We start from the raw sequence: 11824 nt of genomic DNA on the forward strand, positions 1-11824 counted from the left end.
AGAGGGAGTTTCAACCCACGCGCCCACGCGGGGCGCGACGCGGTACTGCCGGAGCATCAAGCGTTCATCGTCAAGTTTCAACCCACGCGCCCACGCGGGGCGCGGGCGTCTTTATAACCCCGCGCCATTCCTCCACATTTCCGTCAACGCGCGCGAACTTGCCCAAAGAACAGGGCCCTCGCACGGCAACGCCCCCACCTTGCCAAACAATCTCCTTGCACATCAATCACTTACCTCGCTGCGAACCTCTCCTGGGCGCAGGCAGTCGCTTCCGGTTCGCGCCGGATGATTGGAAGAATGAAGAAGAAGAGGAGGAGGAACGAGAGGCGCTACAGCACCAGCGGCCCGTTCAAATCCAGTACCGCCTTGGCGCCCACGTGCTCCACCTTGCGTTGCCAGTCGTTGCCCAGGTAGTAGAACCGCAGGCTGTCCTGCGCGGGGTCGATGGTCTGCTGCAGCCGCGCTTTCAGGGCGGTCCACTGGGCGGCATCCACTTCGATCTCGAACACCGAGAACTGCACGCGCTGGCCAAAATCCAGGCAGGCCTTGGCGATGTGGCGCAGCCGGCGGGCGCCGGCCTTGTCCTGGGAGCGGACATCGTAGCTGACGAGGACCATCATGGTGCCGGGTGTCCTGTTGGCGCGTGGTGGCGGGCTGCGGAGCGCATGGCGGTCATTTCCAGAGGAAAGGTGGATAGGCGTCGAGGTCGCCGCGCAGGTGCCGGGCCAGCAACTGGGCCTGGATGAAAGGGAACAGGCCGATGGCTGCCTTTTCTTCCAGGAAGACATGGCGCAGTTCTTCGCGCTTGCGCTCCTGGTAGGCGGTGAGCACGGTCTTGCGCGACTCTTCGCGCAGCAGGACGGCGCCGTTGTCCAGGGTCTGGAAGTCGCGCTCGCCGATCTGCCGCAGGTTGATGAGCGACAGGGCCAGGCGGTCGGCCATCAGCGGGCGGAACTCTTCCAGCAGGTCCAGCGCCAGGCTGGGCCGGCCCGGGCGGTCGCGGTGCAGGAAGCCGACGGCGGGGTCCAGCCCTACGCTTTCCAGCGCGGAGCGGCAGTCGTGGGTGACCAGGGTGTACAGGAATGACAGCAGCGCGTTGACGGCATCCAGCGGCGGCCTGCGGCTGCGGCCGGTGAAGCGCATGGCCGTCTCCTGCACGCGCACCAGATGGTCGAACACGCTGAAATACGACTGCGCCGCTTCGCCTTCGTAGCCGCGCAGCAGGTCCACCGATTGCTCGGGCGACAGCTGCCGCGCGATGCGTTCCAGCCGGGTGTGGGCATGCTGCAGCGCGGCTTCATGCTCGTCCGCCAGCTTGCCGCCGTGGTCGCGCAGCGCCCGCCCCAGCACGGCGCGCTGGTTGTGCAGCTTGCCCTGCAGCAGGTTGCAGACGATGGCGGAGCACCGGGCCGGGTCGTCGCTGGCGCGGTACTGCTGCCTGCGCAGCAGCACGTTGCCGGAGATGGGGCCTTCCACGCGGGCCAGGAACTTGCCGTTCGGTGTCAGAAAGCAGGTGGTGATGCCCTGCTCCGCACAGTAGCCCAGCAGCGGCGGCGACACCAGCACGCGGCCGAAGCAGACCAGGCTCTCCAGCATGTGGACGGGCAGGCGGGCGCGCACTTGCTGTTCCACCTCCATCACGATGTTGGCGCCGTCCTTGTGCAGCCAGGCGCCTTCGGTGGTGACGTAGAGCGTGTTCAGTTGCCGCCGCATGCCGGGCCCTCTCTGCCGTGTTCGTCGTCTTCGTGGTCTTCGTTATCGCCGCTGCGCTCGGCCTTCAGCTGGCGCGCCAGCCAGGCGTTGACGCTGGTGCGGCGCTGCAGCAGCCTGGGGCTGCACAGGTCGATGAGCGAACAGGCATCGCAGCGCCTGGGGCTGTAGTCGGCCGTGGGGGTGATGCCCGCTTCCAGCATGGCGCGGGTGGCATCGATGGTGTCCCGCGTCAGGCGGCGCAGTTCGGCATCGAAGGCCACGTCGGTGCGGCGGCGGGTGGTGCCGTAGAACAGCGCGCCGTGCGGCACGGGCTGGTCCAGCATGTCTTCGAGGCACAGGGCCTGGGCGCACAGCTGCACCTCGTCGGCCCGGTGGGCCTTGGGCCGGCCGCGCTTGTATTCGACGGGGAAGGCCTGCTCGCCATCAGGCCCTTCATGGAACTCCACCACGTCGGCGATGCCGCTGATGCGCAGGCCGGCATGCGCCAGGGGCAGGGCGGTGGCAGTGCGCACGCCGCGGCGGCGTTCGCCGCGCGGCTTGTCCGCCAGCTCGTGCAGCACCCGGCCTTCCGCGGTGTGGCGGCTTTCCGCCCACAGCTGTTCGACATGGATCAGCGCGCACTGGCGCGGGCAGTACAGGTAGTGCTGCAGGGCGGACAGCGGGATGTATTCGTCCGATTCCATCGCTGCCGTGCCGCTGTTGCTGTTGCTGTTGCTGTTATCTCAGATCAGCTCGCGCACCGTGACGCCCTGCGGCACGGCGGCATGGTCCACCTCCACCCGGTAATCGGCGAAGCGCCGGGGGGCGGCGTCGGCATCGGGCTGGGCGGGAGTGATCTTGACCGCATCGAACAGCACATGCGCCGGGGCGTTGCCCATGGCGCTTTCGTGCTCGAAGACGATGAGCTTGCGCGCTGCCATCTCGCCGCGTGCGGCGGAGCGGTCGTGCTCGAACATGTTGGCGAGGGCGCGCCAGAACAGCTCCAGGTCGGCGTCGGAAAACCCCGTGCGTTCGGCCAGCTTGGCGGAGACGAAGCCGTGCGCGCGGTAGAGGCCATACGGAATGATGTGCTTGCGGCCCATGGTGCGGTTGTCGCCGCTCTGCGCCTCGGCTTCCTTTTCGGTGGTGACGGCCATGCGGGTGATGGAGATTTCCAGCGGCACCACCGGGTCGATGGAGGTGGCGAAAGCCATCTGCACGGGGCCGCGCACCTGGCCGGCGTTCACGCCCGTGGTCATCACGGCGCCGAAGGTACGTACGTCGAAGAAGTTGGCGCACATCCAGGCCGTGATCTCGCGGGCCTTGGCTTCGTCCTTGGGCAGCTTCTTGAACTGCTCCTTGGCGTCGGGCGGAATGCCGAGCGCTTCCCAGGCCTTCTGGTGCTGCTGGTTCAGCACGGCTTTTTCCTGCATGTAGATGGCGTGGCCGGGCGTGTCGTCCTTGTCCAGGGTCACGAAGTTGCGGATCTTGCGCTTGAGGCACACATCGGTCACCAGCCCGCGGTTGGTCTCCGGGTCCAGGCGCGGCAGGTTGCCGGCATCCGGGTCTCCGTTGGGGTTGCCGTTGGTGATGTCGAACAAATAGACGAACTCGTAGCGGTGGGCGATGGCGGTCATGCGGGGGCTCCCTCGGTGGTGTCTGCGTTGGAATCGTGGTCGTTGCTGTCTTGCGCGGCGCTGCCCTCGCCCTTCACGAACCGGGTTTGCGACTGGTGGTAGTAGCCGATGGCGAAGCGGCCCTGGTCTTCGATGCGCAGGCTGCGGGGGAAGTGTTCCGGCAGGCCATCGACGATCTCGCGGATGTCCTTTTCCAGGTTGACGGCCAGGCCCGGCTTCTCCTTGCGCAGCTTGCCCAGGTGGTTCTGCGTGTTGCGCAGCAGCACGGGGAACACGGACGCAGGCGTGGCCGATGCGGCGCCGTAGTAGCGGTCGCGGATGGTGGCGTTGACCTGTCCGCCGAGCGCGCTGCGCTGTACGGCCTCCAGCACGGCGAACAGGCGGCCCAGCCGGTAGCCCGGGTGGGTGGATTGCTTGTCGAGACTCACGGGAACCTCCTCCTTGTGGATATGACCATTGATGCCCAGCCGCCTCTCCCGGGCCAGGATGCCTTTGCAGATCGCCGCGCGCAGGCCCGAAAGATTGCCGTCGCTCCGGATGCGCATGAGGGTGTTCGCCAGCAGGCTGCGCGGGTAGGGGCGGCCACTCAGCACCGAGCGCATGAATTCGCCCACCAGGTTGTTGAAGGCGTCGTCCATCTTGGGCATGGCGCCTTCGCGGTTCGGCACCGTGGCCAACACGACGCGGCGCGCGGCCGGGGCGGTTTTCCAGGGAACGGGCTCCAGTCGGAAGTCCTGCGCGTGCTGCGCCAGCCGGTGGGCGAAAACGCCCAGGGTGCCGGTCTCCCAGAAGCGGATGGAAATGCGCGAGGCATTGGGTGCCAGGCCCAGCACGAACATGCGCGTGCCGTCGTGCAGCTTCGGGTCCAGCTCGCTCAAGGGGCGGCCCTTGGCGACCTGTGCGAGCACATCTCGCACGCGCTCGGCCTCCTGCGAATCATCAGGGGGTGTATTGAGCAGCGATTCGAACGTCCACTCTGCGGCCTGGGCTGTTTCGGTGTCGTCGGCTTCGGCCCAGAACACCACGCTGGCATCGCCGATCTGGAGGCGCTGGTGGTTGTGCTCGCTGCGCCGCAACAGGTGGTTGAGCACCGTGGTGTAGGCGAAGGCGGCCTGCTCGGAAATGGGAGCGTTGTCCCCCTGGCTCTTGCCATAGGAGGTGAAGGACTCGAGGTTGAACGAGACGATGGAGGCCCCCGAGCTTTGCGCGCCGTTCACGCCCTTGATGGCGGGATGCAATCGGGCGACGGGCATGCGCTCGCCGCTCACCAGGCAATCGGCCAGGGTGGAGGCGCCGCCGTCGCTGCCCCCGAGCAGGCGGGCCCGTATGACCTGGGCGGCGGGGCGTTCGTGCAGGTAGGACTTTTCGCCATCCAGGCGGAACACGACATTCGCGTCCAGCATCTCTTCCTTGAACGGTGCCGAGGTAAAGCGCTCAGGACTCCAGGTCGAGAGAAAAGCGAGGAAGGCCTTGAGACCCGCGTCGTCGGTGCCCACCAGATTTTCTTGATGCAGTTCCTTGAATTTGGCGTGTTCCTGGTCCGCACGCTTGCTCGTCGCGCTGGCGCCCAGCACATAGCTGGTCTTGTCCCAGAGGAAGTTGGACTTGATGCCCACCGTGCGCTTTTCCGGCTGTGGCACGTTCATCACGCGCGGCGCGGGCTTCTTTCCTGACGTGTCGCGGATGTCGTTCACGTCCACCACGCGGCCATCGGGTGCCAGCAGGATTTCGTAGCTGATCTTCTCGGGGCTGTAGCCGAAGGGGGAGAGCCCTTCTTCGCCGCGCGCCAGCAGGCGCTGGTAGTAGGTGGCCAGGGCTTGCAGGATCATGACTTCACCCCTTCGCTCTGCCAGGGCGGCACCTCGATCACGCCCGCCACCATCTGCGCGCGGAAGAAGCGCGGCGCCATGCCGCGATCGAAGTCGATATCGTGCAGCGTCCAGCCCAGGTCGCGCGGCTCGATCAGGCTGTCATGCACGGGCGGGATCGGGGCTCCGTCCTCCAGCAGTTCGAAGCTGGCCGGAAACTCCCGCACGCCCATGCACGGCTGCTGGAAGCACTGCCCCTTGCGCGCGCGGCGGTTGAAGATGTCCAGGTGCTTGCCCACCGAGTCGTCGGGCCCGGCCTTGGCCGTCAGCTCGAAGTGCGCCTCGATCACGTAGGCCACGTCGCGCAGGATGGTCGCGGCGCGCTGCTGCCGGTCTTCATCGACATGGTTCGCCAGCCCGGCGGGCGTGCCGGCCTTCATGGCCTTGGCCACGCTGCCCGGCGAAACCTTGCTGCCCACTTCGTTGCGCCGGATGGACTCGAAGCGGATGGGGTTGAGTACGTGAATGCGGTCGATGGTCCATCGGATCGCCGGCTTCCAGTGGATCGCGTCCAGGATGCCACGTGCGGCAGAAGGGGTGATCGTGTCGTACGACACCCTTTCCACTTTCATTTCCGGGCGCGTGAAGCAGGCGCGCTCGCCCCAGATGCGTAGTCTCACTCCATAGGCCATGGTCCCTCCCTGTATCGGCGTGTGTTCATCTTTTGGCCGCTGCGGCCACCTCACCAGTGGAGGCGTTCGCTGCGGATGAAGGTGGGATCGTCCCAACGCAATCCTGAACGCTGGCTGTAGATGTCCGGATGCACCAGTTGCATGAACTGCTCACCCCATCTATCCGGCCGCACGGGCGCGATCGCCCCCGCCTGGTACAGCACATCGAACCCCTGCCTCGGCAACTGCACCACATAGGGCTGCAGCTTGCGCGCCAGCCCCACGCTGCCTTCGGCAAACCGCAGTTGCTCCAGCGTTTCCCGGGCCGTGTCGTCGTACGGCACGATCACCGGCATCTGCACGCTGTCGATCATGCGGAACCGGGTCGCCAGGGTTTCCATCGGCAGGCTGTCCGGGCGGCGGGTCTTGAGCAGGCCCATGAGGTCGGGCACGTCGAGCTGGTCGCCGCCCTTTTGCCAGTACAGCAGCGCGAAGTAGCGGGCGATGGCTTCGGGCGACAGCGGGTCGTCCGCGCACTGGCGCAGCACCTCGCGGGCGGCCTGGGCGTACTGCTTCAGTTCGGGGGGCGGCGCCCAGTCCTCGTTGGCGGGGGCGAACACCAGCACTTCGCTGGCGTCGATGGGCCTGCCGCCCTCGCGGTTGCAACGGCCCGCGGCCTGGGCGATGGAATCCAGGCCTGCTTCGGCGCGCAGCACCGTGGGGAAATCCACATCCACGCCGGCCTCGATCAGGCTGGTGCTGACGACGCGGCAGGGCTCCCCGGCCTTCAGCATCTGCCGCACTTCGTCCAGCACCTCGCTGCGGTGCTTCGCGCACATCAGCGTGGTCAGGTGCCGCGCGCCGGGCAGGTCGGCCATGGCCTCGTACACGGCCCGCGCGTGCCGGCGGTTGTTGACGATGCACAGCACCTGCTCGCGCGCCCGCATGTGGCTGGCCAGGGCCGCGTCGTCCAGCGTGCCCTGATGGTGGCGCACGCGCACCCGCTCCAGTTGCTGGAACAGTCGCGTGGGCTCGGGCGCCAGTTCGCGCACGCCCGTCAGCCCGCCGTCGAACGCGGGGGCCTCCAGCACGGGCTGCGTGGCGGTGCAGAGCACGACGCTGGTGCGGTAGTTGCGCGCCAGTTCGTCGATGGTGGCGACGCAGGGCTTGAGCAGCTTGAGCGGCATGGTCTGCGCCTCGTCCAGCACCACCACGCTGCCGGCGATGTGGTGCAGCTTGCGGCACTGCGAGGGCCGCGCGGCGAAGAGGCTTTCGAAGAACTGCACCGCCGTGGTGACGACGATGGGCGCATCCCAGTTCTCCATGGCCAGGCGCAGCTTCTCGGCCGATTGGTATTTCTCGGGATCGTCGCGCGGTGGCTGGCGCTCGGTGAAGGCGCTGTGGTGCTCCAGCACGGCCGCATCGCCCAGTGGGCCCAAGGCCTTGCGGAACACGGCGGCGTTCTGCTCGACGATGCTGGTGAACGGAATGACGAAGATCACGCGCTGCAGCCCGTGGCGGATGGCGTGGTCCAGGGCGAAAGCCAGCGAGGCCAGGGTCTTGCCGCCGCCCGTGGGCACCGTGAGCGAGAACAGCCCGGGGGCGCACTCGGCGCGCTCGCGGACCTGGCGCAGGATGTCCGCCCGCAGGCGGTTGACCTCGCGGGCCGGATCGCATTGCGCCGTGAGCGTGCGCAGGTAGGCGTCGAGCTGGGCGCGCAATGCGGGCAGGGTCGGCCAGGCCGGGCCGGCGGAGCGGTGGTCCGGTCCGCCCCTGGCCTGCAGGTAGAAGCGCTCGGTGTCGATGAAGTCGGCATCCACCAGGCAGGAAAACAGCATGCGCGCGAGGAACGCCATCTGGAAGGGCTGCCGCGCCAGGGCCTGCTGCCGGTCCTGGCCGTAGAGCTTGAGGCCGGCGGGCAGGGCCAGCCGGGCGGGCAGGGGGATGTCTTTTTCCCAGGCGGGGTGCAGCGCGGGGAGGTCGGCGGCGGTGAGCCGGTCCGCCAGCGCCGTGCGCTCCCCTTCGCCCTGTCCGTTGGCCAGACCTGCGTGGTGGCCCGCGATGCCGTAGGCCATCAGCTGCCCCATCACGCCCAGGCGCTGCTGGGCGATGCGCGCGCCCCAGGTGGAATGGTCCACGCGCAGGGGGCTGCCGCGCAGCCGCGCCTGGAAGGGCAGGGTGTACTTGCCCAGGTCGTGCAGCCAGCCCATGACCTGGGCAAGCTCCTGCGCATTGAACACGGCGGCGAAGTCGCCAGCCATGCGGCCCACGGCGTGCAGGTGCTCGGGCAGCGTCTGCCAGCGGCTTTCCGGCTGGTCTTGGACGGAATGGGCGTGGAACGTGGGGGTGACGGCCGGGGCACCCGGTGGGGCGTCGGGCGCAGCGGCGTCGGCAGGAGCGGAGGCGTGGCCGCTCCCCTGCGTGTCGTCTTTCAACAGGAATTCCCTCTCGATGGCTTGTCGGGGCTCCGTTCTGCCCGGCCATGCCGGATGCGGAGCTTCTGCGGCCATTGTGCGCAACGGATGAGTGCCTGTCATCCGCAGCCTGTGCTCCTGCGGGAATTCCCTGACCCAGGTCATGCGGGCTTGCCTGGCAGGCCGGTGGGAGAGGTCGCTGCAAGCGTTTATGGAGTTCATAACGTTGCGTTCATTTCGCTTCTCTGCCACAGGGGAAACGGCAGAAAACACGGCATGTGCCAACGCACCGGCGGATGAAAGGAGCGCCGGATGCCGATGTTTTGCCGCCTATGATCCCGGCCGTTTCAACGTAACTTCCAAGTAACTTAAAAAGTTGCGCGGCAGTGAGAAAGACAGGCGAGGGAAGCAGGAACATGAGCGGCAAACCCGCTGCCCGGCAGGGCGACTTGACGAAAAAGGTAGGCCCGATCGTCCAGGGCTCGGCGACGGTGCTCGTCGGCTCGGCCGGTGGCGTGGCGTGCGCGGTGTGCCCCGGGGGCATGGCGGTGGGCCACCCCGTGAACCCCGCGCTGGGCGCGAAGGTGCTGACGGGTGCCGATGAACTGGACTTCGCGCTGCCCGGGCCATTGCCGCTGGCGTGGCAGCGGGTGTACGGCAGTTACGTGAACGTGGAGCATGGCGCGGCGTGCGGACTGCTGGGGTATGGCTGGAAGCTGCCGCTGGAACTGCGGTTGCGGCTGGAATCGGATCGGGGGGTGCTCTTCGATGCGTCGGGGCGGGTGATCACCTTTGACGAGGCGCTGCAGCCGGGGCAGGCGCTGTACAGCAGCAGCGAAGACCTGTGGCTGTTGCGGGGTGGGGACTTGGCTGGCTCCCCGGCCCCATCCTCCACGCCGGCCGAACTGCTGCCCTGGGCACAGCAACCGCGCTGGTTACACGTGCCGGCGGTGCTGCGTGCGGACCCGGGCTGCGTGATCGCCGTGCCGGGTGCGGGCGGGGCAGGCGCACCGGCCTGGGTGTTCCTGCCAGCGGGCGCATCGGGGGAGGGACCTGCCGCGGGCCATGTCCTGCATGCCGTGATCGACCGCTTCGGCCGCAGCCAGCGCTACCAATGGGGCGAAGAAGGTTTGTCGCGAGGCCGCATCGTGGGCGTCACCGATGGCACCGGGCGCCGCTATGTACTGCGCTACGAGCGCATCGTGCCGGATGCCACTGCAGCCCGCAGCCTTGGCAGGCCCGGCAGGCCGGACGAGTCCGTGCATGCACGCCATCCGCTGCTCGGCCTCGACGACGGGGTGCGGCTGGTGGGCGTGGACTGCACGTTCAATCCGCTCGACCCAAGCGCCGTGCCAGGCATCACACCGCGCCCTCAACCCCTGGTGGGTTACCGCTACGACGGTGCAGGCAACTTGGCCGAAGTGCTGGGCGCGGATGGCACGGTGCTGCGCCGCTTCGGCTACGACGCCCTGCACCGCATGACGGAGCATCAGGTGCGCCAGGGCCCCAGGCACCGCTACGTCTATGAAGACCAGACCGCGCAGGGCCGTCGCCAGGGATTGGCGGCGCGCCCGGGCGCCCGCGTGGCCCAGCAGCACAACGAGGAGGGGCTGTCGTACTTCTTCGAGTACAGCCAAGCCTCGCAGGCTGCGCAAACCCCGCAGGGGGGCCAGGATTCGGAGTACGGCCAGGATGGCTCTACTCCTTCGGCCGCTGCGCCCGTACGCCAAAGCAGCACGGTAGTGCGCGACAGCCTGGGCCGCACCACGGCTTACCACTTCGAAGGCGAAGGCGGCCTCAAGCGCCTGGTGCGTCTCGTGGCCCCGGACGGGGCCGAGCAGAGCTACCGCCATGACAGCACCGGCCGTCGCCTCTCGGTCACCGATGCGCTGGGCCGCACGACGTGGTGGCGCTACGACGGCGCAGGCCGGCTGCTGGGCGTGCAGGGCCCGGACGGGCGCAGCACGCAGCAGCACTGGGGCGCGGCGGGCAGCGCGCAGGACGGGCTGCTGCTGGCCAGCCAGGACGCCGCAGGCCTGCGCACCCATTACCGCTACGACGACTGGGGGCGGCTCGTGGAGGTTGCAATGCTGCCAGCAGGGGGCGCGGACGAGGCAGCGGCCTCCCAGGCCCTCATTACCCGGTTCGAATACGAACAACCCCAGGAAGATGCCGCTAGCGGAACCACGGCCTTCCCTCCGCAAACACTCGCCTGGTGCGACCAGCCCGTGGCGATGATCGATGCGCAGGGCGGACGCAGCCTCTACGCCTACAACGCCTGCGGCCAGCTCGCGCGGCACACCGACTGCTCCGGCCGCAGCCAGACATGGCGCCACGGCGCCTGGGGCGAAGTGCTGGAGGCCACGGATGCGCTGGGCCAGCGCACCCAGCTGCACCATGTGCTGCAGCACGGCGCGCTGCGTCTGGTGGGCGTGCAGCAGCCGGGCAACACGGCGGTGCGCCACCGCTGGTCGGCCGCAGGCACGCTGGAGGCGACCACCTACGGCACGCACGACGTGCTGGAGGGCGCGGGCGAGGCCGCGGGCACCAGCACGACGGTCGCCTACCGGCACGACCTGTGGGGGCGGGTGGTGGAGCAGGTGCAGGCAGGCCGGGGCGTGCAGCTGCGCTACGACGTGGCCGGTCGGCTGCAGGAACTCGTCAACGAGAACGGCGACGTGACGCGCTTCGTGCACGACGCGGCCGACAGGCTGGTGCAGGAAGTGGGCTTCGACGGACGCAGCCAGGTGTACGGCTACGACGCGGCGGGCCAGCTCACGCACACGGGCGACGGGCATGGCGAAGGCCACCATCCGGGAGCGGCGGCGCGGCCGGAGTTGGGCGCGGTGGTGCGCACGCGGTTGCACTACGACCTGGGAGGCCGTCTGGTGGCGCGCGTGGCCGTGCGCTTGCCGGCACCGGGAGCGGCGTCCGGTGTCGATGTATCCGACAACCCAGCGGCTGAATCGCACGCCGTGCTGCAGATCCAGCGCTTCGAGCACACCTCGGCGGGAGCATTGCAGCAGACGCGGACCTGGGAAGCAGAACTGCCCCACGGGATCGATCCCATGGCGCTGCCGACGGCCTTGCCTACCAGCTCCACTCTTCCTGGCACTGCCACGGATCGCCCCATCCCCCTCGCTGAACGCTGGCTGTCGCTGGACACGCAGGCCTTGCTGACTTTGCTGGATCGCCCGGGCGACCCGGCCCAGGCCCCGCTGGCTGCCGCGCTGCAGGCGCAGCGGCTGCAGCCCGAGGCCCGCGTGGCCCTGGCGCGCGATGCCTTCGGGCGCGTGTGCGGAGAGACGCAGACGCTGTACCGGCAAGCCACCCAGCCGCAAGCACCCCATGCCAGTGGAGAGCCCCCCGTGGAGTTCGAGCACGCAATCGCCCACACCCTGGGCCCGCTGGGCCAGCGTACGGCCACGCAGGCGCAAGGGCTGGGCACGCTGCAATGGTTGGCCTACGGCTCAGGCCACGTGCACGGGCTGCTGCTGGACGGCCAGCCGCTGGTGGATTGGGAGCGCGATGCGCTGCACCGCGAGGTGGGGCGCACGCTGCACGTGCTGGAAGGCCAAGGCAACGAAGACCTGCCGGCGATC

General features: G+C 68.5%; 8 protein-coding genes. 1 reads left to right on the top strand and 7 read right to left on the bottom strand.

Features of this window, described 5'->3' with window-relative positions:
• Positions 1-329: 329 nt before the first annotated feature.
• From cas2 to T336_RS0122140, 7 genes are read right to left on the bottom strand one after another with little or no spacing between them, the layout of a single operon-like run.
• Positions 330-620, bottom strand: coding sequence for a CRISPR-associated endonuclease Cas2 (gene cas2 / locus T336_RS0122110; RefSeq protein ID WP_026434157.1), 291 nt, complete (start codon positions 618-620; stop codon positions 330-332).
• Between the two features lie 52 nt (positions 621-672).
• Positions 673-1713 carry a type I-C CRISPR-associated endonuclease Cas1c gene (gene cas1c / locus T336_RS0122115; protein WP_026434158.1) on the bottom strand — a complete coding sequence of 347 codons (1041 nt, stop codon included), beginning with the start codon at positions 1711-1713 and terminating at the stop codon, positions 673-675.
• On the bottom strand, positions 1698-2396 hold the full coding sequence (gene cas4 / locus T336_RS0122120; protein WP_026434159.1) for a CRISPR-associated protein Cas4: 699 nt from the start codon (positions 2394-2396) through the stop codon (positions 1698-1700). The genes cas1c and cas4 overlap by 16 nt, the downstream gene beginning before the upstream one ends.
• A gap of 39 nt (positions 2397-2435) precedes the next feature.
• Positions 2436-3329 carry a type I-C CRISPR-associated protein Cas7/Csd2 gene (cas7c, locus tag T336_RS0122125; protein ID WP_026434160.1) on the bottom strand — a complete coding sequence of 298 codons (894 nt, stop codon included), beginning with the start codon at positions 3327-3329 and terminating at the stop codon, positions 2436-2438.
• Positions 3326-5158 carry a type I-C CRISPR-associated protein Cas8c/Csd1 gene (gene cas8c, locus T336_RS0122130; RefSeq protein WP_026434161.1) on the bottom strand — a complete coding sequence of 611 codons (1833 nt, stop codon included), beginning with the start codon at positions 5156-5158 and terminating at the stop codon, positions 3326-3328. The genes cas7c and cas8c overlap by 4 nt, the downstream gene beginning before the upstream one ends.
• Entirely contained in the window at positions 5155-5829 is a 675-nt protein-coding gene (gene cas5c, locus T336_RS0122135; RefSeq protein WP_026434162.1) for a type I-C CRISPR-associated protein Cas5c, read from the bottom strand. The genes cas8c and cas5c overlap by 4 nt, the downstream gene beginning before the upstream one ends.
• A gap of 50 nt (positions 5830-5879) precedes the next feature.
• The gene (locus tag T336_RS0122140) at positions 5880-8387 is read right to left on the bottom strand and encodes a CRISPR-associated endonuclease Cas3'' (protein WP_026434163.1); all 2508 of its coding nucleotides are present in this window, start codon (positions 8385-8387) and stop codon (positions 5880-5882) included.
• A 251-nt stretch (positions 8388-8638) separates the two neighbouring features.
• On the opposite strand from T336_RS0122140, the gene T336_RS0122145 reads away from it, so the two are divergent.
• Positions 8639-11824, top strand: a 3186-nt coding sequence (locus T336_RS0122145; RefSeq protein ID WP_026434164.1) for a DUF6531 domain-containing protein, incomplete at its 3' end; no start/stop codon positions are given.

Source organism: Paracidovorax oryzae ATCC 19882 (genome assembly GCF_000687165.1).
In the GTDB taxonomy this organism is placed as follows: domain Bacteria; phylum Pseudomonadota; class Gammaproteobacteria; order Burkholderiales; family Burkholderiaceae_C; genus Paracidovorax; species Paracidovorax oryzae.

Bases quoted from the DNA above. Each gene is read 5' to 3' on its own strand.
- cas2 (WP_026434157.1), bottom strand. From the start codon at position 620: ATGATGGTCCTCGTCAGCTACGATGTCCGCTCCCAGGACAAGGCCGGC.
- cas1c (WP_026434158.1), bottom strand. From the start codon at position 1,713: ATGCGGCGGCAACTGAACACGCTCTACGTCACCACCGAAGGCGCCTGG.
- cas4 (WP_026434159.1), bottom strand. From the start codon at position 2,396: ATGGAATCGGACGAATACATCCCGCTGTCCGCCCTGCAGCACTACCTG.
- cas7c (WP_026434160.1), bottom strand. From the start codon at position 3,329: ATGACCGCCATCGCCCACCGCTACGAGTTCGTCTATTTGTTCGACATC.
- cas8c (WP_026434161.1), bottom strand. From the start codon at position 5,158: ATGATCCTGCAAGCCCTGGCCACCTACTACCAGCGCCTGCTGGCGCGC.
- cas5c (WP_026434162.1), bottom strand. From the start codon at position 5,829: ATGGCCTATGGAGTGAGACTACGCATCTGGGGCGAGCGCGCCTGCTTC.
- T336_RS0122140 (WP_026434163.1), bottom strand. From the start codon at position 8,387: ATGACCTGGGTCAGGGAATTCCCGCAGGAGCACAGGCTGCGGATGACA.